The following is a 23,809-nucleotide window of genomic DNA, read 5'->3' as shown; positions in this document are numbered from 1 at the left end:
TCGGCTTAGAGGCCAATGGTCTGGACTTTGGACATGCCGATGCTGCCCAGACCTGCAAGATTGAGCATGATTTCACCACCGGTTTTGCTCAGCGTCACACTGTTGACCGTGGCGGGCAGGTAGGTGGTGAGTGCCGTCGTACCCGTGTCCGTTTTGGACGATGCGGTGAAGGTGTAATTGCCTTTGGGCATCAACTCGCCATCATCATTTTTGCCGTCCCAGGTGAAATCGACGTTGCCCGCTTTCTGGGCGCCCATTTCGATGGTCCGTACCACTTCGCCATCCGCATCAGTGATCTTGATAGTCGGCTTGGCGTCCGCGTCTTTAACCACCACGGTGCCGTTGAACGGCTTCTCGCTGGCGGTATCCACCAGTGCTTCACTGGTTTGCACGATCACCGAACGCCCTACCAATGAGGACGCCTGCAACGCTTGCGAAGACTGCAAGCCGCCGGTGATGGCGTTCACCGAATCGTTCAGGGTGGTGATGCCTTCCAGGCTGCTGAACTGGGCCAACTGCGCGACAAACGCGGTGTTGTCCTGCGGGTCCAGCGGGTTCTGGTTTTTCAACTGAGTAACCAGCAATTGCAAGAACGCATCCTTGCCCAGCGACTTGCTGCTGCCCGCCACTGCCTTGGAAGCCGCCGTAAGGCTGGTGTCCGTGGCTTTGGCCTGGGCAGAGTTGGCCAGCACCTGATTGAGGGTCTTGTTGCTGACGGAATCGGTCACACTCATTTGCGTCGTTCCTTATCACTGACCGAGGGTCAGGACCTTCTGCATCATGGTTTTGGCGGTGTTCATCATTTCTGCGTTGGTCTGGAACGAACGACTGGCGGAAATCATGTCAGCCATTTCTTCAACCACGTTGACGTTGGGGTAGTACACATACCCTTTGGCGTCAGCAGACGGATGGTTCGGCTCATAGCGGGCTTCGAGGTTGCTCTGGTCTTCAACCACGCCCAAGACGTGCACGCCCTGCCCGGCGGCGTCCTGGTTCTGAAACAGCGAATCGCCCGTACCGTTTTGCGCGCCCTGAAACAGGGTGGCAAACACCGGGTGACGGGCACGGTAAGTCTGGTCGATGCTCGACGACACAGTTTCGGCGTTGGCAATGTTACTGGCGACGGTGTTCAGGCGCGTGGTCTGGGCACTCATGCCGCTACCGGCAATATTGAAAACACTGGCTAGAGACATGGATTACTCTCCGCGCAGGGCTGATACCAGCCCTTTGAATTTGCTGTTGAGCAGGGTAAAGCTGGCCTGGAAGTTGACCGCGTTCTCTGCGTAATTCGATTGTTCGAGCTGAGCATCTACCGTGTTCTGGTCGATGGAGGGTTGCATCGGCGTGCGATACAGCAACGACTCGTCGCCGCTGCTCAAACCCTGAGCTTCGATGTGACGGCTGTTGGTCATGTTCAAGGCAAAGCTGCCGTTCTTGTTTTTGTCAGTCTGGGCCGCAAGCACAGACGCAAAATCCAGATCCCGAGCTTTGTAGTTCGGGGTATCGGCGTTGGCGATGTTGTTCGCCAGCACTTCAGCGCGCTGGGCGCGAAAGCCAAGGGCTTGCTCATGGATACCGAGCGCTTTATCGAAGCTGATGCTCATGTCGGAAAACCTTTGTGGGCTGACCTGAAGATGTGGCTCAGGTCTTTCATGCTCTGGATAGAGCAAACCCCGTGCCAGTTTTCAGATCCCCGTATTTCAAGGCTTTGCGCGGTGCCGGGACGCGGCAATGCCAGAAAAGCGGCAATGGCTGTCCGCCGACTGCCGCTTTTCTGCCGCTTTGTTGCACGGGCCACCCACACGGCGTCCCTACAGCGCGAAAAAAACGGGAGCCTTGCGGGCTCCCGTGATTGTTACTTGGCCTGGTAGATGATCCCCGGGCTGCACTGGATCATCTGGTAATGATCCGGCAATCCGTTCAGCGCTTCCGAAGCGCCAAGGAACAAGTAACCACCTGGCTTCAAGGTGCTGTGAATGCGCAGCAGGATGTCTTTTTTGACCTCTGCCGAAAAATAAATCAGCACGTTGCGGCAGAACACCATGTCGAATTTGCCTAACCCGGCGTAGCTGTCCAGCAGGTTGAACGAGCGAAACTCAACGCGGTTTTTGATCGGTGCCTTGATCACCCAGCGCCCCGGCCCTTTGGGTTCGAAGTAGCGCTGCAAGCGTTCCTGGGACAGGCCACGGCCAATCGCCAGGCTGTCGTACTCGCCAGTCTTGCAGTTATTGAGCATCAGACTGGACAGGTCGGTGGCCACAATCTGCACCCCCGCTTTCAACTGCCCAAGGTTGCTGCGTTCAAACTCATCAATGGCCATCGACAGCGAATACGGCTCCTGCCCCGAGGAGCACGCTGCCGACCAAATGCGTAAACGTTGACCCGGGTTGGCCTTGGTCAGCTCAGGCAGGACTTTGTTTTTCAGCACTTCAAAGGGGTAAGTATCGCGAAACCACAGGGTTTCGTTGGTGGTCATTGCGTCGACCACCTGCTCACGCAACCCACTGCGGGGTTGGCTTTGAATGCGCTGAATCAGCTCACCCAGTGATTTGATACCTTGCTGCTCCATCAGCTTGTTGAGTCGACTGGAAACAAGGTACTGCTTGTTCTCCCCTAGCAAAATGCCACAGGCTTTTTCCAGGAAAACCCGGAACTGCTCAAAATCCAAATTAGCCGTAGACAAATGATCCTGCCTCTATAAATCGTGTTGACCGCCAAGGACTGAGCCCTTAGCTGTGGTCTGCTTCTTTGATCCGGTCGACGACCCGGGACGCCAGGTCATCGGGGCGAAATTTTGCCAGAAAGTCATTGGCGCCAACTTTCTTGACCATCGCCTGATTGAATACCCCGGACAGCGAAGTATGCAGAATGATATGTAAATTTTGCATGCGCGGATCGCCACGGATCTCAGACGTGAGGGTGTAACCATCCATTTCGGGCATCTCAATGTCCGAGATCATCATCAGAAACTCTTCTGACGGGTCCTTGCCCTCGTCCACCAGTTTGCGCAGGTATTCCAGCGCCTGGCGACCGTCGTTAAGAGAAACCACTTCCACGCCCACCGTTTGCAGGCAACGTGACACCTGCTTGCGCGCCACCGACGAATCATCGACCGTCAATACCCGCAACGACACGGCCTTGGTTTGGGTCTCAACATCGACCACACCGTGGGAAATGATTTCCGACGATGGCGAAACCTCTGACAGGATTTTTTCAACGTCAATGATTTCGACCAGTTGATTGTCCAGCCGCGTCACCGCCGTCAGGTAATGGTCACGCCCGGTGCCCTTGGGCGGCGGATGAATCTCTTCCCAGTTCATGTTGACGATGCGTTCCACCGAGCGCACGAGAAACCCCTGGGTCTTGGTGTTGTACTCGGTGATGATCACAAACGGGCTGCTTTGGTCTTTGAGTGCACCCGAGCCGGTGGCCATGGCCAAGTCCAGAATCGGAATAGTCGCCCCCCGAATATTGGCCACACCGCACACCACAGGATGGGATTTTGGCATCACGGTCAGCTTGGGGCATTGCAGCACCTCGCGAACCTTGAACACGTTAATCCCGTACAGCTGTGGCCCATCCAGGCGAAACAACAACAGTTCCAGGCGGTTTTGCCCGACCAGTTGAGTGCGCTGGTTAACCGAATCCATCACCCCAGCCATACACGGTTCCCCTTAAAACTTTAAGTTGCGACGCACATTGCCCGGTAAACGGCACGGGCTTTGCTATTTATCGGCCATGAATGCAAAAACGACAATTTCTTGCCACCCGCCGATCCTCCAGACGCTGCGCCTTCGCGGTGCACGGGTGCTTGCGACGATTTGCCTGATAATCGCTGGCACGCAGTCCTACGCGGATGGATTTACTTCTCCTACCCAGCTTATCGGCGTGACCCAAGGCTTTCTTGAATTCACTGTCGAAGACTACCTTGCCACTGGTCAGATAGAGGGCCGCTACGAGATTCAGGTTAATAACCTCGATCCACGCTTGCGCCTGGCCCAATGCGACAAGGAATTGACAGCCACCCTCGAAAGCCCGGCGCAACCCATGGGTCGCGTGACGGTGCGCGTACGCTGTGAAGGTAGCTCACCGTGGACCATTTTTGTGCCGGCACAGGTGAAGTTATTCCGCGAGGTCGTGACCGTCACTCACCCCCTCAAGCGCGGCATGATCATCAGCTACGACGATGTGGTGCTGCGCGAGCGCGATGTTGGCCTGATCACTCAGGGCTACATGACCGCGGTTGAACTGGCAGTGGGACAAAAACTTCTGCGACCCATGGTCACCGATCAGGTGCTGACCCTGACGCATCTGGAGCAAGCGGCCGTGGTGCGCAAGGGTGATCAGGTGGTGATCAATGCCCGTAGCGGGACCTTGACGGTCAGAATGCCGGGCGAGGCGCTGTCCGACGGCGGGCTCAGCGAACAGGTACGGGTGAAGAACCTGAACTCCAAACGGGTCATCAAGGCGCGGATTACCGGGCCGGGGCAAGTTGAGGTGGCCTTGTAGGACAGTTGGCATACGACTCTCAACTTTCCTACACTGTCGCTTGACGCAGATCAGTACGGGCTTGCGTCGCCGTATGATTAATCGTGCCTAAAGTTTTCTCGGGTATGGCCGAAAACATGGCAAGCGTCCAAATACCCAGAGGTTTTCCATTATGGTCATCGACTTCAGTCGTCTTAACAACGCCGCGCCGTTAACCGGCAGCACGCGCAGCAACGCCAGTCAGGAAGCAGGCAGCGCTACGCAAGCAGCCCCTGCCAAGAGCGAACAGGCGGGCGTCAATGCCCCGAGCGGGGAATCTGTGCACCTCAGTCATGAGGCACAACAATTGCAAAAAATCAGCGATTCGCTGCGCGATCAACCGATTGTCGACAAAAGCCGCGTGGCTGAGTTGAAACAAGCCATTGCCGATGGCACTTACACCGTCGACAGCAATCGGGTTGCCAGCAAACTGCTTAACTTGGAAGCCCAGCGCTAGCCCTCGCGGCAAGCGCCAGGCTTTTGGACGCTTAAATTCCAGAGCCAGCCATGCACGACACGACTTTATTGCAACTGATCAACGACGACTTCGCCCCTGCCGAGAAACTTCTCGCCTTGCTGCAGGACGAAACCATTGCCCTGCAAGGGCGCGACATGTTGGTGCTCGAAGACATTCTGGCGCGCAAACAGTCGTTGATCATTCTGCTCGATCAGCATGGTCGCAAGCGCAGCGAAATTCTCGCGGGCCTTGGCTTGCCGGCCAACCGCAGCGGGCTTGAGCAACTGGCCAGCCACTCGGACCTTGGCCCGCAACTGCTGGCCCAAAGCGACGCATTGAATCAGGTGCTAGCCGATTGTCAGGCGGCCAACGTGATCAACGGTCAGGCCATCCAGACGCAACAACTCATCACGGCCAATCAACAGCGCATCTTGCACGGCGGCGAAGCCCATACGCTGTATGACGCCCGCGGCACCACTGCACTGGTCAACAAACCACGCGCTTTCAGCCAGGCGTGAGCCCGTGTGACCGCACTATCCTAACGACGCAACATACTGGCAAAATGCCTCCTTTTTGCGTGTTGTTGTATTTTGTCTGGAGATTGATGAACCGTGTCCCATGCTGAAGATGCTCCGCAGCCTCCCAAGGTGCTCACTACACCTTTGGAAATTTCCGCACATTTGCGGATGCTACAAGAGAGCCATGACCCGCTGATCATCACCTTCCACGAGCGCAGTCAGCGTTTTCAGAGCTACCTGGTCGAAGTGGATCGCGAGTCCGCGACCCTGGCTTTTGACGAAATGATCCCGCGTGACGGTGAGCGTTTCCTTGAGGCCGGTGAGCCGTTTCGCGTGGAAGGCTTTCATGACGGTGTTCGCATTGCCTGGGAGTGCACCACGCAACTGACCATTGACGACAAAGACGGCCACCGCTGTTACCACGGCGCTTTGCCGACCGAGATCGTCTACCACCAGCGCCGCAATGCGTTCCGCGCAGCCCTCAAGCTGGCGGATCTGGTAACGGTAAAAGTGGATGGCGACAAGATTAAATCCGCGCTTGAAGGCAAGTTGCTGGATGTGTCAGCGACGGGTTGTAAATTGCGGTTTGAAGGCGACATCAGTGAGCGCCTGCAACTGGGGCAAGTGTACGAACGCTTCAACGCCGCCCTGCCCTTCGGGCCCATGACCACGCCCGTGGAGTTGCGCTACCTGCATTTTGAAGAACGCCTCAACATTACCTTTGCCGGTATGCGCTTTCACAATATGAGCGGCGGCGTTCAGCGTCAGGTCGAGCGTTTTGTGTACCAATTGCAGCGTGATGCGCGACGCTTCGATAAAGACGACGATTATTGAGGCCTGGCCCTCTCCCAATGGGAGAGGGCACAACATGCACCTTGACTCACACCTGCCGCGGATCGGCCTCTTCTGCCTCCGGGAGAGGGGCTTCTGGGGCGTGTGGTTCTACCGTCGGCTCTGCGGTGTCCTGCATCTGATCCTGCACCACTTGCTCATCGACCCGAGGGTCAAGGGCCGCTACCAATGGCGAGCTGGACATGCTGTCCGGCATGGCCACGTGTTGCAGCGGCGCATCGTCGACCTGATGCAGATTGGTCACCGCATTCGGGCGAATGCGCCACACCAGCACCAGGCCAGTCAGGCTGAAAAACGCGTAAAGCATCTGACTGCCCAACACCTTCATCAATACCCCCGCCACCAACGGCCCAATACTGGCCCCGATACCGTAGGTCACCAGCAGCATCGCCGTCAGTGATACCCGGCGGTCTGCTTCCACGTGGTCATTGGCAAACGCCACCGCCAGCGGGTAGATGCAAAACTGCACGAGCGCGCTCAACCAGCCCGCGACGAACAGCACTTGCAGAGGCACTGAAGGCAGGATCGCCAGCGGCAGCGACACCACCGCCAGAATGAACGCGAACACGCGAATCAGCAGCGGCCGGTCATAGCGATCGGACAACCAGCCCAATGGCCATTGCGCCAGCAACCCGGCAAAAATGCAGCACCCCATGTACAGGCCGACCAACTCGGTGGACAAGCCCTGCTGCGTGGCATACAGCGGCGCCAGGCCGTAGAACGACCCCACCAGCAACCCCGCACCCAATACGGCGATCAATGATTGCGGGACACGTTTGATAAAGAACTTCGGGTCCATCGGCGCGGGGTGCAGCGGCGCCGGGTGAATGCGCCGGGTCATGGCCACAGGCACCAGACACAGTGCAAAACACATCGCCACCAGCATCAGCAATTCCGGGCCGAGGGCCGGGTGTATCACCAGAATCAGTTGCCCGAGCACCAGGCCCAGGTAGGACGCAATCATGTACAGACTGAAGACCACACCGCGCTGCTTGGCGTCTGCCTGTTCGTTGAGCCAACTTTCAATGACCATGTACTGGCACATCATGCCGAGACCGACGATCACCCTCAGCAGCAACCAGATCGGCAGCCAGTCGGTGAGGCCGTGGCACAGCACGGCGGCGCCGACAATCCCGGCACACGTGGCATACGCGCGGATATGCCCCACCCGCGCAATCAATCGGTGTCCAATTTTGCCCCCCAGCACCAGACCAAAATAGTTGGCCGCCATGAGCGCACCGATCCACAGGCCGTCGACATTGTCGGCTGCCAGGCGCAGGGCGAGGTAGGTACTGAGCAAGCCCGAGCCGATCAACATCATCAGCGAGGCGAAATACAACGCTTTAAAAGACTTCCAGATTTGGCGCATCGGCGTTCCCCGCGACTCCATGCAATGGCATGCGAACTGCCCGGTGGCAGCCCGCATGCAGCAGGTTCAAACGGTTGAGCCGAAGCCTGTGCCGTCTGGACGATTAAGCCTGAGCCGCTAACACGCGGCGTTCCCAGGGTGTGATTTCATCAAAGAAGCTGGTGAGCTCCATCGTCTTGGACGCAATGTAACCTTCGATGAACTCCTTGCCGAACAGTTCCTTCGCCAAGTGACTGCGTTTCAGACGCTCCAGAGCGGCATGTAAGGTACATGGCAATGACAATGCGTCCGGCACCTCGAATTCCCCCTGAATCGCAGCAGTCGGCTCCAACTGATTTTCGATGCCGTGCAAACCCGCCGCGAGGCTGGCGGCAATCGCCAGATACGGGTTGGCGTCGGCACCCGGTAAACGGTTTTCGACACGCCGTGCCACCGGCGAACTGGCCGGGATGCGCAGGCCCGCCGCCCGATTGTCATGGGACCAGCACGCATTGTTTGGCGACGCATAGGGGTGACACAGGCGCTGGTAGGAGTTGACGTTCGGTGCGAACAACGCCGTAAAGTCCGCCATGCCTGCCTGTTGCCCGCCGATAAAATGGCGGAAGGCAGCGGTTGGCTGACCCGCCGCATCACTGAACACGTTACGCCCGGTGCCCAGTTCGACCACGCTCTGATGAATGTGCATTGAGCTGCCGGCCGTTTTCGCCAGCGGCTTGGCCATGCACACCACCGTCAGGCCATGCTTGAGCGCAACCTCTTTGAGCAGGTGCTTGAACAGGAAAGTCTGATCGGCCAACAGCAGCGGATCACCGTGCAGCAAGTTGATCTCGAACTGGCTGACGCCCATTTCGTGCATGAAGGTGTCACGGGGCAACCCCAGCGCGGCCATGCATTCATAGACGTCATTGAAGAACGGGCGCAGGCCGTTGTTGGAACTGATACTGAACGCCGAGAAGCCAACTTCTCGGCGACCGTCCAGGCCCAGCGGCGGCTGGAACGGCTGGGTCGGGTCGGTGTTGGGCGCAAACACAAAGAATTCAAGTTCTGTGGCGACCACGGGTGCCAGGCCGCGGGCGGCATAACGGGCGATCACGGCTTTGAGCTGGCCACGGGTCGACAGGCGCGAACTTTCGCCCGTCAGCTCGTCGGCATCGCAGATGGCCAGCGCGCGGGGTGTTGCGCTCCACGGCAGGCGATGGATGTGCGCGGCATCCGGCACCAGTGCCAGATCGCCGTCATCGCTGCCATAGAACCGCGATTCGGGGTATCCCCCCATGATGCATTGCAGTAGCACCCCACGGGCCATCTGCAAGCGTCGCCCTTCGAGGAACCCTTCAGCGGTCATTACCTTGCCGCGGGGCACGCCATTCAAATCGGGCGTCACACATTCAATCTCATCAATGCCGGTCAGTCGCTGCGCGAGTGAACCCTGGCCATCGGTCGTCATGACTCTTTCCTTGTTGTTGTACAAGCCGCGAACGGCGACCCGTACAAAATACGCATCACCTGTTCGGGATTTCAAGCGCACGTGGGTCAATTCCCTGAAATCCTGCGCTTGGCTCACTAGGCATTTACGGCGCAAGCCATTAGGGTGGCGATTCTACTTTTTCGCGCAGTGCCCGTTATGCCTAAAGACGACGCCCACTTAATCACCGCCCACGATGTCGCCCGGCACGCCGGGGTCTCGCGTTCGGCGGTTTCGCGCACGTTCACCCCGGGCGCCAGTGTCTCGCCCCACACCCGCGACAAAGTGATGGCCGCCGCGCAGGCACTGGGTTATCAGGTCAATTTGATCGCCCGCACGATGAACAAGGGCTATAGCAACTTTGTCGGCGTAGTCACCGCCGGCTTCGAAAGCCCGTTTCGTGCCAGCCTGCTCGGTCCGATAACGGACGCCTTGAATAAACAGGGGCTGATGCCGCTGCTGATGAATGCCGACGATCCCCAGCAACTGGAGCAATCGCTGCACGAATTGCTGAGCTATCAAATCGCCGGGGTGATTCTGACGTCGGCCTCGCCGCCCCTGTCGGTGGTGCAGCATTACCTCAAGCATCACATCCCGGTGGCGATGATTAACCGTGGCCACGAGCTGGAAGGCGCCGACGTCATCGGCAGCGACAACCGTGGCGGCGGTCGTCTGGCGGCACAAACCCTGCTGGCCAGCGGTGCCAGGCGTCCCGCGTTCATCGGTCAGGGCCAGCACAACTTCAGCAGCCGCGAACGCTGGCTGGGGTTCAGCGAACGCCTGGCCGAGGCGGGTATCACCCCTGTGGCGGTGCAAGACGCGGCCCCCGGCTATGACGGCGGACGCGCAGCGGTGTGCCATTTGTTCAATACCGGGGTTCGGCCAGATGCCTTGTTCTGCGCCACCGACATGCTGGCGTTGGGGGCGCTGGACGGCTTGCGCCTGGGGTTGAATTTGTCAGTGCCCAAGGACGTGCAGGTCGTCGGTTTCGACGATATTCCTCAAGCGGCCCACTTGGCCTATCACCTCACCACCCTGCGTCAGGACAGCCAGGCATTAGCCAGAAGTGCCGTGGCGGCCATTATCGCCCGTCGGAAAAATTTTCAGTTGCCGACGCCGCACAGCTCTATCCCGGTCACGCTGGTCAGACGCAGCAGCACATTGGAATAATTATTTTATTTTGAGCTTGAATTGAATTTTTATTTCGTGTTGTATGACCCCAACAGTGAGTCGTCCCCTGCCCTCTCTCTCCTGCAGCCGGACGATTCACTTTTTTAGAAGCCTGATTGCACACGTGTGCAAACTTGAGGATGTCAGCATGCCCAACAGTCTCTCTGCCCTTCTGCCGCCCGAATCGCTCGACCTCGACGCGCGTTACCGGCACGCCCAGCGCATCGCCGTGCAGGCGGCTCAGTTGGGGCTCGACTACTACCGCCAGCGCGCCAGCCTTGAGGTCAGCCACAAAGCAGGCGTGGGGCAAGACGTGGTCAGCATCGCGGACCGCGAACTGGAAGACTTCATCAAACAGCAACTGACTGAACATTTCCCCCAGGACGGTTTTCTGGGTGAAGAAACCGGCGGCAGCGAGTTGCAGGCACGCTGCATCTGGGTGGTTGACCCGATTGATGGCACCAGCTGCTTCGTGAACGGTTTGCACACCTGGTGCGTGTCGATTGGCCTGCTGGTCGATGGCGAACCGTGGCTGGGCGCAGTCGCTGACGCCAACCATGACGAGTTGTTTCACGCGTGCCGGGGCCATGGCGCCTTTGTGAACCAGACCCGCATCGAAGTGAACCCTGCCACTGACCTGACGCAGGGCGTAACCGGTGTCGGTACCTCTCACCGACGCGGCAAAGAACACTTTTTGCCTTTTCTCAAGCAGCTACTGGATGAAGGCGGCATGTTCATTCGTAACGGTTCGGGTGCCTTAATGATTGCCTATGTCGCCGCAGGACGCCTGCTGGGCTACTACGAAACCCACATCAACAGTTGGGATTGCCTCGCCGGGTTGGTGCTGGTGCGCGAAGCAGGCGGGCAATGCAGCGACTTTCTGCGCGACGGCGGCCTGACCGAGGGCAATCCGTTATTGGTGGCCGCACCACAGCTCTACCCGGCGCTGGCGAACCTGATAGGTCCCTCGCTAACGGCTTGATACATTGCGCTGCCTGACCTGGAACCGGCCGTGCCTGCAAGGCGCGGACTGAAAAACAATAAACAGGAAACCTTGCACCATGACTTCTCTGCTCAATGCCTTTAAGGCTGCGCCTGCCCGGCAAGGACCGGCTACCCCGGATATGGATCGGTTCAAGCGGTTGCGCTGGCAAACCTTTCTGTCGATGTCCCTGAGTTACGCGCTGTTCTACGTCTGCCGCCTGTCGTTCAACGTGGTCAAGCCCGCACTGGTCGCTAACAACCTGCTCAACCCCACCCAACTGGGCATCATCGGCTCGGCGCTGTTTTTTGCCTACGCCATCGGCAAACTGGTCAACGGGTTTCTGGCCGACCACGCCAACGTGCGCCGCTTCATGATGCTGGGCCTGCTGCTCAGCGCCATCGTCAACGCCTGCATGGGCCTGACCACCAATACTGTCATTCTGACTTTGATCTGGGGCCTGAACGGTTGGGCGCAGTCGATGGGCGTCGGACCGTGCGTGGTCTCGCTGTCACGCTGGTACAGCGACAAGGAACGCGGCACATTTTATGGCTTCTGGTCGATTGCCCACAGCCTGGGCGAGGCGTTGACCTACGTGGCCGTGGCCGCCGTGGTGGTGACATGGGGTTGGCAATATGGCTACGGGCTCGCGACTTTGATGGGGCTGGCCGGGCTGGCACTGATTTTCTTTTTCATGGCCGACTCGCCGCAAAGCTGCGGTTACCCACCCGTGCACCATGAAGCGCAAACACCCACACCCGACGACTCGCCCGCCCCCAGCATCTTCAGCAAACAATTGGCCCTGCTGAAAAACCCGGCCCTGTGGCTGCTGGCACTGGCGTCTTGCCTGATGTACATCGGTCGTTACGCAGTGATCTCCTGGGGGGTGTTTTTTCTGGAGAACGCCAAGGCCTACAACACCCTGAGCGCCTCAACCCTGATTTCCATCACCGGGGTGTTCGGCATCATCGGCACCGGGCTCAGCGGCTTGATCTCCGACCGTTTCTTCAACGGCAAACGCAATGCATTGGCAATGATATTCGGCTTGATGAACACCCTGTCACTGAGCGCTTTCCTGTTCGTCCCCGCCGGGCACTACTGGCTGGACGCGGTTTCGATGATGTTTTTTGGCCTGTCGATGGGCGCACTGCTGTGCTTTTTGGGCGGGCTCATGGCCACTGACATTGCGGCCAAAAGTGCTGCGGGTGCCGCATTGGGCATGATTGGCATCGCCAGTTACGCAGGGGCCGCCGCCGGGGAAATCCTTACCGGGGTGTTGATCGAACACGGCACCACCGTGCTCGGTGATGGCAGCAAGGCATACGACTTCCAGACGCTGTCAATTTTCTGGGTCAGCGCCTCCCTGATCTCAGTCCTGATGACGGCCCTGTTTGCCCTGCACTTGCAAAAACGCCAGCCGCCGACTTTGCCAAAGCGCGAAGAAACCCTGGTGCCTGTGCAGCCCTAACAGCCTGTTGATTTTGAAACAAAAAGTGACATACCCCTGAAACATTCACCCTGCATAGTTGGCAAATGCCAGCAAGGAGTTGTGTTAACCAAGCCCTGACACCCCCTCGTATTTGTCTTGGATCTAACAACAACAATAAATGAGCTAACAAGATGACTAACCCATTGAATACGCCCCAAAATGCACACGTGTGCAAACCTGCACTGAACAAAGGATTGCTGGCCGCCCTGTGCTTCACCGCGCTGGAAGGTGGCCTGTTGTTAATGCCGGCGGCCGTTCAGGCGCTGGAACTGGATTACCAACACCAGTACAACGAAAAGGAACGCGATCACACCGACAAGGTGATGATCACCCAGGCACTGGATAACGGCCTGGCGTTCTCTTTCCAGTTCGTCGCCAGCCCGGCCGAGAAGAGCAATGGCCAGCCGGGTCAGCCGTTTGAACACATGACCAAGGACTCCCTCAAGGGCAAGGTCAAGTACTCGCACAAACTCACCAAGCATTTGAAATTCAAACCCAAGTTCACCTATTCACAAGGCAAAGATAAAAAGTCCTACAAACCTGCACTGAAGTTCCCGTATGAACTGGGTTACGGCTTCTCAGCCACGCCCGGCTACTACTACAAAGTCACGACCTACAAAAACGGCAACGAAACCAAACGCGACAACGTCTGGTCGCTGGGTGGCAAATACAAGACCGAGCACATGTCCATCGGCGTGGCGCGCAAAGAGATCTACAGCAACCAGATCGCCTTCGATGGCAAGAAACGCAACTACAGCAACAAGCTGTATATCGACTACAAGCTGACCCACTCTTTCACCCCGTACGTTGAAGTGGCGGACGTCTACGTCGACAAAAACACGGACGAGCGTCAGGCCCGCTATCGCGTGGGCTTCAAATACAAATTCTGACCGCGTCCCGCCCTTCAAACCTCGCTGGAGACTGTGAATGAACGTTTCTCTCTCACACTTTGCCCGTCTGGGCGCCCCGCTATTGAGCGTCGCCTTGAGCCTGACCACACCGTTGACGGCACACGCTCAGGACAATGGCCACTACGTGCTTGAAAAAGCCGTGCAAGTCAGCCGCCATGGCATTCGTCCGCAAACCGACACCGCCAAACTGGTAGACGCCACGCAACGCCAGTGGCCCACCTGGCTGGTGCGCGATGGCGAACTCACTGGCCACGGCTATCTGGCCACCAGTTTGATGGGCGCCTGGCAAGCCGAGCAGTATCGTCAGGCCGGTTTGCTGCCAGCGGGCTGCCCAAAAGACGGCACGCTATACGCGGTTTCGAGCCCAAAACAACGTACCCGCGCCACCGCAGCGGCGTTGATGGACGGCATGTTCCCCGGCTGCGGCGAGAAACCCCATGCCAGCGCACAGTCCCACGATCCGCTGTTTCAGACTGACAAGATGGACTTCGCCCGCGTCGATCCGGCCATCGCCAAAGCTGAAATCCTCAAAGCGCTGGGCGGCGACCTGCAAGCTGCAAAGGCCCGCCTGAAACCCGATATGGACTTGCTCAAAGCCGCCGCGTGCATTGAGGGCAAACCGTGCCCGTTCTACGACGCTGAATGGGTCATCAAGCAAAACGATGAGGGGCGCCTGAAAATCAAAGGGCTGGACAAGGCCTCCTCCCTGGGCGAAACCTTCCGCCTGCAATACAGCGAGGGCAAACCCTTGAACGAGGTGGCGTTCGGTCACGCGGCAGACGCCAAACAGGTGATGGCGCTGACCCGTTTGCACCGCGCCAAATATGACTTCGTCAACGACACGCCACACATCGCCAAACGCGGCGGTTCGCAACTGATGAACCAGCTGCGGCTGGCGCTGGAGCAAGGCACGCCACTGGAGCAGGCCGATCCGCTGGGCAATCCACCTGCGGCACCGTTGCTGGTGATCGTGGCCCATGACACCAACCTCTCGCAATTGCGCACCATGCTCGGGTTTCACTGGACGCTGGGCGAGTACCAGCCGGGCAATATCCCGCCCACCGGCACCCTGGCATTTGAACGTTACCGCGACGCAGACAGCGGCGAGCGCTTCATTCGCACCACGTTCGTGACGCAAAGCCCGGATCAAATGCGCAATCTCACGCCATTGACAGCTGACAACACGCCACTGCAAACCGACTTCAATATGCCGGGCTGCAAACTCACCCGCGTGGGCACCCTATGCCCACTCAACGATTTTGCCGAGCACCTGAATAAGGCCATCGACCGCACAGCCCTGACCGCATATCGCTATCCCTGACGACGGTGGCGCAGGCTGCGACGCGTCGTTGCCTGCGCCAGCGCACACAAATGCCGCGCATCCTATTTCGGCCGACTAAACTCTGTCGCCAATTGTGTCCTGGATGAACCAGCAGGTTCCCCTGCGCAGCGTTGCCAAAAGGAAATCTCATGAAACACTCTGCGTTCTCTGTCTCCCGCCTCGCCCTGGCCCTGCTTTTGGGCAGCGCCCTGAGCCCTGCCGCCTTCGCCCAAACGCCCAGCAGTGATGGCTATGTGCTGGATAAAGTGGTTCAAGTCAGTCGCCACGGGGTACGTCCACCCACCGAGTCCAATGAAAAGCTGTTGACCCATGTCACCCAGCGGCAATGGCCGACCTGGTTGGTGCCCTTGGGTGATCTGACCGGCCATGGTTACAGCGGGGCCGTGGAAATGGGCCGCTATCGCGGTGCGGTTCTGCGCAACGCGGGGCTGATTCCCGCGGGCTGTCCAGACGCTAAACACCTGCTGGTACACGCCAGCCCGCTGCAACGTACCAAAGCCACGGCCCAAGCCCTGCTCGACGGCATGTTCCCGGGCTGCGGCTTCCAGCCGACCTACGTAGCGGGCAAACAGGACGCCCTGTTTCAGGCCAATGAAATGAGCTTCGCCGCCCTCAACCCCGAAAAGGCCAAGGCACAAATTCTCAAGGCGTTGGGCGGCAGCGTCGAGGCGGCCCAAAAGCGTTACGCCCCCTTTGAACACACCCTGCGTGAAATCACGTGTTTGCCTGACGCCAATTGCCCATACGGGCAGGAACCCTGGAAGCTGGTGCAGAACGAGAAAGGCCGGTTTTCAATCAAGGGCCTGAGCGCGGGCGCCAACATGGGTGAAGTGTTCCGTCTTGAATACAGTCAGGGGCTGCCGCTGGACAAGGTCGCGTTCGGCCATGCCCGCACGCCCGCTGAAGTGTCGAGCCTGATGGTGCTGACCAAAGCCAAATATGACTTTCTTAATGACATCCCGTACATCGCCAGCCGGGGCGCCTCGGAGCTGATGAACCAGATTTCACTGGAACTCAAACAAGGCACGGCCCTGGCCGCCAAAGACGCCACTGGCGCTCCGCCTGACGTACCGCTGATGCTGTTGGTGGCCCACGACACCAATATTTCTTACTTGCGCACCATGCTTGGTTTTGGCTGGAAGCTGGGCGACTACCTCGAAAACAACATCCCGCCCGTGGGCACGTTGCAGTTCGAACGTTACAAGGAAGTCAAAACCGGCGACTACTTCCTGCGCATCGCCTTTGAAGCACAGTCGATGGATCAGATCCGCAACCTGACGCAACTGCAAGGCCAGGCCAAACCGCTGAACAGCGACTTCAAAAGCGCCAACGACTGCCGCACCACAAGCGTCGGTTTGCTGTGCCCGCTCAAAGACGCAATGGCGACTGTCGAGCGAAACATTGACCCGACAGCGCTCACGCCTTACAGCTTCCAATAAGCCGTCACTCAACGCGGCAGGCGCAATGCCTGCCGCTTATTGCCCGTTACGACTGAAGATGCGGATCACTTCGTCCAGGTGGGCGGCCATTGCCTGACGCGCGCCTTGTGCGTCGTGCTGCTCCAGGGCGTGCAGAATAGTGCGGTGCTCGTCTTCGGAACGGTGCGGCATGTCGCCCGAGGTGTAATGGCTTTGCAGGCGCTGGAACAGGCTGCCGTAACGGTGACCCAACAAATGCTGAATCATCAGTGCGTACGCCGGGTTGTCAGATGCTTGTGCGATCCGGATATGAAACAGGCGGTCGCCGGGGTGGGTATGCGAGCCTTCGCGGTTGTCTTGAACGTTGCGCTCGAACGCTTCACGAATCCCGGCCAGTTCTTCATCGCTGGCATTCAGTGCGGCCAGTGCCGCGGCTTCGGGCTCAATCAGGCGACGGGCCTGTAGCAAGGCGAACGGCGGGATCTCTGCGCTGAAATCCACGTCGATACCCAGTTCCGGGTCCAGCTCTTGCCACTGATTGCGCGTGACTTGCCGCATCACCGGTTCATCCGACACGGGTTTGGCCGGCGGCTCACACACCAAAACGCCATTGCCTACGCGAACATCCACCAGCCCGATCACTTCCAGCGCAATCATCGCTTCACGCACCGATGCGCGACTTACCCCCAGCAACTTGGCCAATTCGCGTTCGGCGGGCAAACGGCTGCCGGGCGGAAATTCTCCGCTGTCGATCAGGGCACGCAATTGATCTGCGATCTGTCGGTAAAGCCGTTGGTTATCAATCACTTGAAATGGCATATCAATTGTTGTCCTGCTCAATTCCATGCGCTGCACACCACAGCGCCGTCAAAAAGGCGCTTGTTGCTACGCAACGTGCGTGCTACAAAAGGTTCAATGGCCTGACCATTGGATGGATCTCGTAGTGCGATCATAACGCAAAGCGTGCTCCAAACCTTGTGCGGTTTGCCAGTTGCTACGCCCCAAATGGCCTGACCATTGGACCAAATAACAATAATGAACAGAGTTACGGAGTTTCCATGGATCTTTCCGGCAAACGCGTCCTCATCACGGCAGCAGCCCAGGGTATCGGCCTGGCCAGTGTGCAGGCCTACCTCGCCGCTGGCGCCGAGGTCTTCGCCGCCGACATTAATGCCGACGCCCTCGACACGCTGAAAGGCGCGCGCACACACCTGCTCGACGTCACCGACCCACACGCCATTGAACGCCTCGCCGCCGAGCTGGGACCGCTGGACGTGCTGTTTAACTGCGCGGGCGTGGTGCACAGCGGCAACATCCTCGACTGCAACGAAAAGGACTGGGCCTTCGCCCTCGACCTGAACGTCACGGCCATGTACCGCATGATCCGCGCCTTTCTCCCGGCGATGCTGACACACGGCGGGGGGTCGATCATCAACATGGCCTCGGTGGCGTCCAGCATCAAAGGCGTGCCCAACCGCTTCGCCTACTGCGCCAGCAAAGGGGCAGTGATTGGCTTGACCCGGGCCGTAGCGGCCGACTTCGTCAGCCAGAACATTCGCTGCAACGCCATTTGCCCTGGCACGGTGGACTCCCCTTCCCTGCGCCAGCGCATCACTGAACAGGCCCTGCGCGAACACCGCAGCGAAGACGAGGTGTACGCCGCGTTTGTCAGCCGCCAGCCCATGGGCCGCATCGGTTCGGCGCAAGAAATCGCGCAACTGGCGTTGTACCTCGGGTCGAGCGCCAGCGGTTTCACCACCGGCACAACGCAAATCATTGATGGCGGCTGGAGCAACTAGCCCCCCGCTGCACCCCCCTTTCCTTTCAAGGAGCTTTTATGAAACTGCTGCGCTATGGCGAAAAAGGCCAGGAACGTCCTGCATTGCTGGATGACAACGGTGAGCTGCGGGATTTGTCTGCGGTAGTCACGGACATTGCCGGCCAAACCTTGAGCCCCGACAGCCTGAACCGCCTGCGGGACATCGACCCCACCTCGCTGCCCCGCGTTGCGGGCTCGCCGCGCCTGGGTGCGTGCGTCGGTCAGGTCGGAAAATTCATTTGTATTGGTCTCAATTACGCCGATCACGCTGCCGAAACCGGCGCACCGATTCCGGCCGAGCCCGTGGTGTTCGGCAAATGGACCAGCGCTATTGTCGGCCCCAACGATGACATTGAAATCCCGCGCCATTCGCGCAAGACCGACTGGGAGGTGGAACTGGGCGTGGTCATCGGCAAAGGCGGCCGTTACATCAGCGAAGCCGACGCGCTGGAGCATGTGGCCGGGTATTGCGTCATCAACGATGTGTCCGAGCGTGAGTTCCAGCTGGAGCTGGGCGGCACCTGGGACAAGGGCAAAGGGTGCGACACGTTCGGTCCACTCGGCCCGTGGCTGGTGACCCGTGATGAAATCCCCGACCCGCACCAACTTGACCTGTGGCTGGAAGTGGACGGCAAGCGTTATCAAAACGGCAATACACGGACGATGATTTTTCAGATCCCGAGAATCATCAGCTACCTGAGCCAATTCATGAGCCTGCAACCCGGCGATGTGATTTCCACCGGCACCCCGCCCGGCGTCGGGCTGGGCATCAAACCCGAGCCCGTGTACCTGCGCGCCGGCCAGCAGATCCGCCTGGGCATCAGTGGCCTCGGTGAACAAAACCAACGCACGGTAAATGCCGACTGACAGGGAGTTGCGCCATGACCACCATTACCGCCGTACGGGTTGAAGACATTCGCTTCCCCACTTCGCAATCGCTGGACGGCTCCGATGCGATGAACCCCGACCCGGATTATTCCGCGGCCTATGTCATCCTCGAAACCGACACCCCCGGGCTTGAAGGCCACGGGCTGACGTTCACCATCGGCCGCGGCAATGAAATCTGCTGTGCCTCGATCAAGGCGCTGGCGGGCCTGCTGGTGGGGTTGAAGCTGGACTGGATCGCCGAGGACATGGGCCGTTTCTGGCGCCATGTCACCAGCGACAGCCAACTGCGCTGGATCGGCCCGGACAAGGGCGCCATCCACTTGGCCACCGGCGCCGTGGTCAACGCCGCGTGGGATTTGTGGGCCAAGGCTGAAGGCAAACCGGTGTGGCGCCTGGTAGCCGACATGAGCCCCGAGCAACTGGTGCGCTGCATCGACTTTCGCTACCTCACCGATTGCATTACCCCTGACGAGGCCCTGAGCCTGCTGCGCGAGCGCGCCGAGGGTAAGGCCGATCGCATGGCACTGCTCCAGGCCCACGGCTACCCCTGCTACACCACCTCAGCCGGCTGGCTGGGTTACGCCGACGACAAGCTGCGGCGCCTGTGCCAAGAAGCGGTGGACGCAGGGTTTTCCCACGTCAAATTAAAAGTCGGGCATGACGTGCAAGATGACATCCGACGCGTGCGCATCGCCCGCGAGGTATTGGGGCCGGATCGCAAGTTGATGATTGATGCCAACCAGGTGTGGGAAGTCGACACTGCCATTGACTGGGTGCGCGAATTGTCCTTCGCCAATCCGTGGTTTATTGAAGAACCCACCAGCCCGGACGACGTCGAAGGTCATCGAAAAATTCGCCTGGGCGTCGCCCCGGTCAAAGTGGCCACCGGCGAGATGTGCCAGAACCGCATCGTATTCAAGCAATTGATCATGCGCGAAGCCATCGACGTGGTGCAGATCGATGCCTGCCGACTGGGCGGGGTTAACGAAGTGCTGGCAGTGATGCTGATGGCAGCCAAGTACGACTTGCCGGTGTGCCCGCACGCGGGCGGAGTTGGGCTGTGCGAATACGTGCAGCACTTGTCGATGATTGATTACCTGTGTATCGCAGGCACCCACGAAGGGCGGGTGGTGGAGTTTGTCGATCACCTGCATGAACACTTCGAAGACCCCTGTGTAATCCGCGATGCGGCGTATATGCCGCCGCAGGCACCGGGGTTTTCGATTCAGATGAAGGCCGCCTCCCGCGAGCACTATCGCTACCGGGGTTGAACCACAGTCATCAGCGGACGGAGTACAACAACAATGTCGTCCCGACACTCACTTCGGCTGGACGCTCACCAGCATTTCTGGCGCTACGATGCGGCCAGTTACCCGTGGATTACCCACGACATGCCGCGCCTGCGCGGGGATTTTCAGCCCGCGGATTTGCGTCCCTTACTGGACCGGGCCGGGTTTGACGGCTGTATTGCCGTGCAGGCCCGCGGCTGCCCAAGCGAGACCGACCACCTGCTGCACCTGGCCGGGCAGTATCCGTGGGTGCGGGCCGTGGTGGGGTGGGCCGACCTGCGCTCGATCACCCTTGAGGCGTCACTTGAGCGATGGGCACAGGCCAGCACATTGCGCGGCTTCCGTCATCAGCTGCAAGACGAGCCCGTGCCCGCCACGTTGATGCAGGACGCGGCGTTTAACCGCGGTCTCAGCACGTTGCAAGGCAAAGGCTACGTGTATGAGGTGCTGATCAAAGCGCGGGATCTGCCTGCCGCGACACAGTGGTGCCAACACCACGACCGGCATCATCTGGTGCTCGATCATCTGGGCAAGCCCGACGTCCGTGCCCGCGACGTGCAGGCGTGGCGGCAACAGCTCGCGCCACTGGCTGCACTGCCCCATGTCAGTTGCAAACTGTCGGGGCTGATGACCGAGGCGGATTGGCAAACCGGACACAGCGCGCCGCTACTGCCCTACCTGCACACTGCGCTGGAGCTGTTTGGCGCCGATCGACTGATGTTCGGCTCTGACTGGCCGGTGTGCCTGCTGGCCAGCGAGTATGCAGGCACTTGCGCCTTGGTTGAGCAGGCCTTGCAGCCACTCAGCGCGTCTGAACAGGCAGCCATTTGGGGCGGCACCGCGTGCCGTGTCTACGGGATTGAAGGAGTTAACCCATGAATCTTTACCTGCAAGACAAGGTGTTTATCGTCACCGGTGGCGGTTCGGGGATTGGCGCGGCCATTTCATTGGGGCTGGCCGATGAAGGCGCGATCCCGGTGATTTTTGGCCACAGCCCGTTACCGGAAGAGCTGGCGCGGGCACTGGACCAGCGTCAGGCGCAAAGCCTGTTCATTCAAGTGGAGTTGCGCGACGAGGACGCCTGCCGCGCCGCAGTGGCCCAGATGCTGGCGCGTTTCGGACGTATCGACGGGCTGGTGAACAATGCCGGGGTCAATGACGGCGTAGGACTGGAGGCCGGGCGTACGGGCTTTGTCGAGTCGCTGGAAAAAAACCTCATCCACTATTACGTCATGACCCATTTGTGCGTGGATGCCCTCAAAGCCAGCCGCGGGGCCATCGTCAATATCAGTTCCAAAACCGCGCTTACCGGTCAGGGTGGCACCAGTGGCTATACCGCCGCCAAAGGGGCGCAGCTGTCACTGACCCGGGAATGGGCCACCGCGCTGCGCAATGATGGGGTACGCGTCAACGCAGTGGTTCCAGCCGAGGTGATGACGCCGTTGTACGAGCGCTGGATCGACACCTTTGCCGACCCCAAGGCCAAACTGGCCAGCATCGTCGAGAAAATTCCCTTTGGTCAGCGAATGACAACCGCCGAAGAAATTGCTGACAGCGTGCTGTTCTTGCTGTCGTCCCGGTCTTCCCACACCACGGGACAATGGCTGGTGGTCGACGGCGGTTACACCCACCTGGACCGGGCGCTGACATGAACGCACAACGCCACTGCCTGGCCCTTGACCTGAAAGACGACCCGGCGCTGATCGCGCAATACGAAGCCCTGCATCGGCAGATCTGGCCGCAGATCAGCCAGCACCTGCTCGCTCACGGAGTACTGGACATGCAGATCTGGCGACTGGGCACGCGGCTGTTCATGGTCATGGACACCGCCCCCGGATTCGATGCCCACGCGTTTGCCCGCGCGCAGGCCAGTGACCCTGATGTGCAGGCATGGGAGGCGCTGATGTGGCGTTTTCAGCAGCCCACACCGTGGACGGCCGAGCACCAGAAGTGGACACCGATGACGCAGATTTTCAGCCTGCAGGCGACCGAAACAGGCGAAGCGCAACACGTTTAAACACAAGGCAACGACATCACAACAACAATAAGCAGGAGATGCGTTATGTCACTCAAGCATTCCACCGTTGCAGCGTCAACCCGTCTGGCGGCGGTTTCTTCCTATCGCCGGGCACTGATACTGGTGACGTGCCTGTTCTTTTTGTGGGGCCTGTCCTACGGCTTGCTGGATGTGTTGAACAAGCACTTTCAGGACACGCTGCACGTCAGCAAGGCGCAGTCCGGGCTGCTGCAGAGCGCCTATTTCGGCGCGTACTTTCTAATCGCCCTGCCCGCTGGTTTTTTGATGGATAAATACGGTTACAAGGCGGGAATTCTTCTCGGCCTGTGCCTGTATGCCATCGGCGCGTTGCTGTTCATGCCCGCCGCATCGGCGCAGAGTTTCCCGTTTTTTCTGTTTGCCCTGTTCGTGATCGCATGCGGTCTTGGCTGCCTTGAAACAGCCGCCAACCCCTACGCCACCGTATTGGGTGCACCCGAAGGCGCCGAGCGGCGCTTGAATCTGGCGCAGTCATTCAACGGGCTGGGCCAGTTTTTTGGCCCGCTGATTGGCGGCGCGCTGTTCTTCGGCGGTGCCAGCCATCTCGAATCCACCCAATCGCTGCAGATGACATACCTGGTGATCGCCGGCCTGGTATTGCTGGTCGCGCTGCTGATCGGCCGCACCCCGCTGCCGGATTTGCGCGAACAGGAAAACGCCGTGCAACAACGCAGTGACAAAACCCTGTGGCAGCATCGCGAATTCGTCACCGGGGTCATCACTCAATTTTTTTATGTCGGCGCGCAGGTCGGGGTCGGGGCATTCTTCATCAACTACGTCACGGAGCATTGGGCGCAGATGAGTAGTCAGCAAGCCGCCTACCTGCTGTCAGTGGCAATGCTCAGTTTCATGTTCGGGCGTTTCTTCAGTACTTGGCTAATGGGCCGGGTCAATGCCCAGCGCCTGCTGCTGATCTATGCATTGATTAATACCGCGCTGTGCGCGGTGGTGGTCAGCGGCCTGGAAGGCGTGTCGGTGATCGCACTGGTGGCCACGTTCTTCTTTATGTCGATCATGTTTCCGACCTTGTTTGCCATGGGCGTGAAAAACCTTGGTCCGCACACCAAGCGCGGCAGCTCGTTCATGATCATGTCCATTGTCGGCGGCGCGTTGCTGCCCTACGTGATGGGGCTGGTGGCCGACCACTCTTCAACCGCACTGGCGTATCTACTGCCGATGGGGTGTTTTTTGATTGTCGCGGCCTACGCCCGCCGTGCATTGCGTAGCCCGCAGCCCCACTGACACCCGATGTTGTTG

The 23,809-nt window shown here is 59.2% G+C and carries 25 protein-coding genes; 17 read left to right on the top strand and 8 right to left on the bottom strand.

The window, feature by feature from the left end:
* Positions 1 to 5: 5 nt before the first annotated feature.
* The 5 genes from flgD to HBN68_RS21410 all read right to left on the bottom strand — a co-directional run bounded on the left by flgD (position 6) and on the right by HBN68_RS21410 (position 3,662).
* On the bottom strand, positions 6 to 734 hold the full coding sequence (gene flgD, locus HBN68_RS21430) for a flagellar hook assembly protein FlgD (RefSeq protein ID WP_094993848.1): 729 nt from the start codon (positions 732 to 734) through the stop codon (positions 6 to 8).
* A 15-nt stretch (positions 735 to 749) separates the two neighbouring features.
* A complete protein-coding gene (gene flgC / locus HBN68_RS21425; RefSeq protein ID WP_094993847.1) occupies positions 750 to 1,193 on the bottom strand; it encodes a flagellar basal body rod protein FlgC in 444 nt (147 codons plus the stop codon).
* 3 nt (positions 1,194 to 1,196) lie between these two features.
* Positions 1,197 to 1,604, bottom strand: a complete 408-nt coding sequence (flgB, locus tag HBN68_RS21420; RefSeq protein ID WP_094993846.1) for a flagellar basal body rod protein FlgB — start codon at positions 1,602 to 1,604, stop codon at positions 1,197 to 1,199.
* A 251-nt stretch (positions 1,605 to 1,855) separates the two neighbouring features.
* Positions 1,856 to 2,683, bottom strand: coding sequence for a protein-glutamate O-methyltransferase CheR (gene cheR / locus HBN68_RS21415; RefSeq protein WP_094993845.1), 828 nt, complete (start codon positions 2,681 to 2,683; stop codon positions 1,856 to 1,858).
* Between the two features lie 46 nt (positions 2,684 to 2,729).
* A complete protein-coding gene (locus tag HBN68_RS21410) occupies positions 2,730 to 3,662 on the bottom strand; it encodes a chemotaxis protein CheV (protein WP_169966013.1) in 933 nt (310 codons plus the stop codon).
* Positions 3,663 to 3,738: 76 nt separating this feature from the next.
* Between HBN68_RS21410 and flgA the strand changes: the two genes are divergently transcribed.
* From flgA to HBN68_RS21390, 4 genes are all read left to right on the top strand, one after another.
* Positions 3,739 to 4,509, top strand: a complete 771-nt coding sequence (gene flgA, locus HBN68_RS21405) for a flagellar basal body P-ring formation chaperone FlgA (protein ID WP_169966015.1) — start codon at positions 3,739 to 3,741, stop codon at positions 4,507 to 4,509.
* Positions 4,510 to 4,660: 151 nt separating this feature from the next.
* Positions 4,661 to 4,984 (top strand): flagellar biosynthesis anti-sigma factor FlgM, encoded by a 324-nt coding sequence (gene flgM, locus HBN68_RS21400; protein WP_094993842.1) that lies wholly within the window; start codon positions 4,661 to 4,663, stop codon positions 4,982 to 4,984.
* A 50-nt stretch (positions 4,985 to 5,034) separates the two neighbouring features.
* Complete coding sequence (locus HBN68_RS21395) at positions 5,035 to 5,502, top strand: flagellar protein FlgN (protein ID WP_094993841.1); 468 nt, start codon at positions 5,035 to 5,037, stop codon at positions 5,500 to 5,502.
* 93 nt (positions 5,503 to 5,595) lie between these two features.
* On the top strand, positions 5,596 to 6,336 hold the full coding sequence (locus HBN68_RS21390) for a flagellar brake protein (RefSeq protein WP_094993840.1): 741 nt from the start codon (positions 5,596 to 5,598) through the stop codon (positions 6,334 to 6,336).
* Between the two features lie 46 nt (positions 6,337 to 6,382).
* On the opposite strand, the gene HBN68_RS21385 is transcribed toward HBN68_RS21390, so the two are convergent.
* Positions 6,383 to 7,723, bottom strand: a complete 1,341-nt coding sequence (locus tag HBN68_RS21385; protein WP_094993839.1) for an MFS transporter — start codon at positions 7,721 to 7,723, stop codon at positions 6,383 to 6,385.
* 103 nt (positions 7,724 to 7,826) lie between these two features.
* Positions 7,827 to 9,068 carry a glutamine synthetase family protein gene (locus HBN68_RS21380; RefSeq protein ID WP_169966062.1) on the bottom strand — a complete coding sequence of 414 codons (1,242 nt, stop codon included), beginning with the start codon at positions 9,066 to 9,068 and terminating at the stop codon, positions 7,827 to 7,829.
* A gap of 279 nt (positions 9,069 to 9,347) precedes the next feature.
* Here HBN68_RS21380 and HBN68_RS21375 point away from each other — a divergent pair, with 279 nt between their 5' ends.
* From HBN68_RS21375 to HBN68_RS21350, 6 genes are all read left to right on the top strand, one after another.
* On the top strand, positions 9,348 to 10,358 hold the full coding sequence (locus HBN68_RS21375; RefSeq protein ID WP_094993837.1) for a LacI family DNA-binding transcriptional regulator: 1,011 nt from the start codon (positions 9,348 to 9,350) through the stop codon (positions 10,356 to 10,358).
* Between the two features lie 148 nt (positions 10,359 to 10,506).
* On the top strand, positions 10,507 to 11,340 hold the full coding sequence (locus HBN68_RS21370) for an inositol monophosphatase (RefSeq protein ID WP_094993836.1): 834 nt from the start codon (positions 10,507 to 10,509) through the stop codon (positions 11,338 to 11,340).
* A 79-nt stretch (positions 11,341 to 11,419) separates the two neighbouring features.
* Positions 11,420 to 12,808 carry an MFS transporter gene (locus tag HBN68_RS21365; RefSeq protein ID WP_094993835.1) on the top strand — a complete coding sequence of 463 codons (1,389 nt, stop codon included), beginning with the start codon at positions 11,420 to 11,422 and terminating at the stop codon, positions 12,806 to 12,808.
* Between the two features lie 152 nt (positions 12,809 to 12,960).
* Positions 12,961 to 13,719: an oligogalacturonate-specific porin KdgM family protein gene (locus HBN68_RS21360; RefSeq protein ID WP_169966016.1), complete on the top strand. Its 759-nt coding sequence runs from the start codon at positions 12,961 to 12,963 to the stop codon at positions 13,717 to 13,719.
* A 37-nt stretch (positions 13,720 to 13,756) separates the two neighbouring features.
* Entirely contained in the window at positions 13,757 to 15,061 is a 1,305-nt protein-coding gene (locus tag HBN68_RS21355; protein ID WP_169966018.1) for a histidine-type phosphatase, read from the top strand.
* A gap of 149 nt (positions 15,062 to 15,210) precedes the next feature.
* Positions 15,211 to 16,521 (top strand): histidine-type phosphatase, encoded by a 1,311-nt coding sequence (locus tag HBN68_RS21350; protein ID WP_169966020.1) that lies wholly within the window; start codon positions 15,211 to 15,213, stop codon positions 16,519 to 16,521.
* A gap of 36 nt (positions 16,522 to 16,557) precedes the next feature.
* Here the strand turns inward: HBN68_RS21350 and HBN68_RS21345 are convergent, their stop codons facing one another.
* Entirely contained in the window at positions 16,558 to 17,319 is a 762-nt protein-coding gene (locus HBN68_RS21345; protein ID WP_070412551.1) for a FadR/GntR family transcriptional regulator, read from the bottom strand.
* 239 nt (positions 17,320 to 17,558) lie between these two features.
* Here HBN68_RS21345 and HBN68_RS21340 point away from each other — a divergent pair, with 239 nt between their 5' ends.
* Genes HBN68_RS21340 through HBN68_RS21310 form a run of 7 tightly spaced genes read left to right on the top strand, consistent with a single transcriptional unit; the run spans position 17,559 to position 23,794 of the window.
* Positions 17,559 to 18,299: an SDR family oxidoreductase gene (locus tag HBN68_RS21340; protein ID WP_169966022.1), complete on the top strand. Its 741-nt coding sequence runs from the start codon at positions 17,559 to 17,561 to the stop codon at positions 18,297 to 18,299.
* A 38-nt stretch (positions 18,300 to 18,337) separates the two neighbouring features.
* Positions 18,338 to 19,186: an ureidoglycolate lyase gene (locus tag HBN68_RS21335; protein WP_094993829.1), complete on the top strand. Its 849-nt coding sequence runs from the start codon at positions 18,338 to 18,340 to the stop codon at positions 19,184 to 19,186.
* Between the two features lie 14 nt (positions 19,187 to 19,200).
* A complete protein-coding gene (locus HBN68_RS21330) occupies positions 19,201 to 20,478 on the top strand; it encodes an L-fuconate dehydratase (RefSeq protein ID WP_169966024.1) in 1,278 nt (425 codons plus the stop codon).
* Between the two features lie 33 nt (positions 20,479 to 20,511).
* On the top strand, positions 20,512 to 21,375 hold the full coding sequence (locus HBN68_RS21325; RefSeq protein ID WP_169966026.1) for an amidohydrolase family protein: 864 nt from the start codon (positions 20,512 to 20,514) through the stop codon (positions 21,373 to 21,375).
* Positions 21,372 to 22,148 carry an SDR family oxidoreductase gene (locus tag HBN68_RS21320; protein ID WP_169966028.1) on the top strand — a complete coding sequence of 259 codons (777 nt, stop codon included), beginning with the start codon at positions 21,372 to 21,374 and terminating at the stop codon, positions 22,146 to 22,148. Before HBN68_RS21325 ends, HBN68_RS21320 begins: the two co-directional genes overlap by 4 nt.
* Positions 22,145 to 22,513: an L-rhamnose mutarotase gene (locus tag HBN68_RS21315; RefSeq protein WP_094993825.1), complete on the top strand. Its 369-nt coding sequence runs from the start codon at positions 22,145 to 22,147 to the stop codon at positions 22,511 to 22,513. Before HBN68_RS21320 ends, HBN68_RS21315 begins: the two co-directional genes overlap by 4 nt.
* Before the next feature lie 45 nt (positions 22,514 to 22,558).
* Positions 22,559 to 23,794, top strand: coding sequence for a sugar MFS transporter (locus HBN68_RS21310; RefSeq protein ID WP_169966030.1), 1,236 nt, complete (start codon positions 22,559 to 22,561; stop codon positions 23,792 to 23,794).
* The last annotated feature ends 15 nt before the right edge of the window (positions 23,795 to 23,809 follow it).

Source organism: Pseudomonas sp. WS 5078 (assembly GCF_012985745.1).
GTDB lineage: Bacteria > Pseudomonadota > Gammaproteobacteria > Pseudomonadales > Pseudomonadaceae > Aquipseudomonas > Aquipseudomonas lundensis_A.
This window is presented reverse-complemented; position numbering and strand designations above follow the sequence as displayed.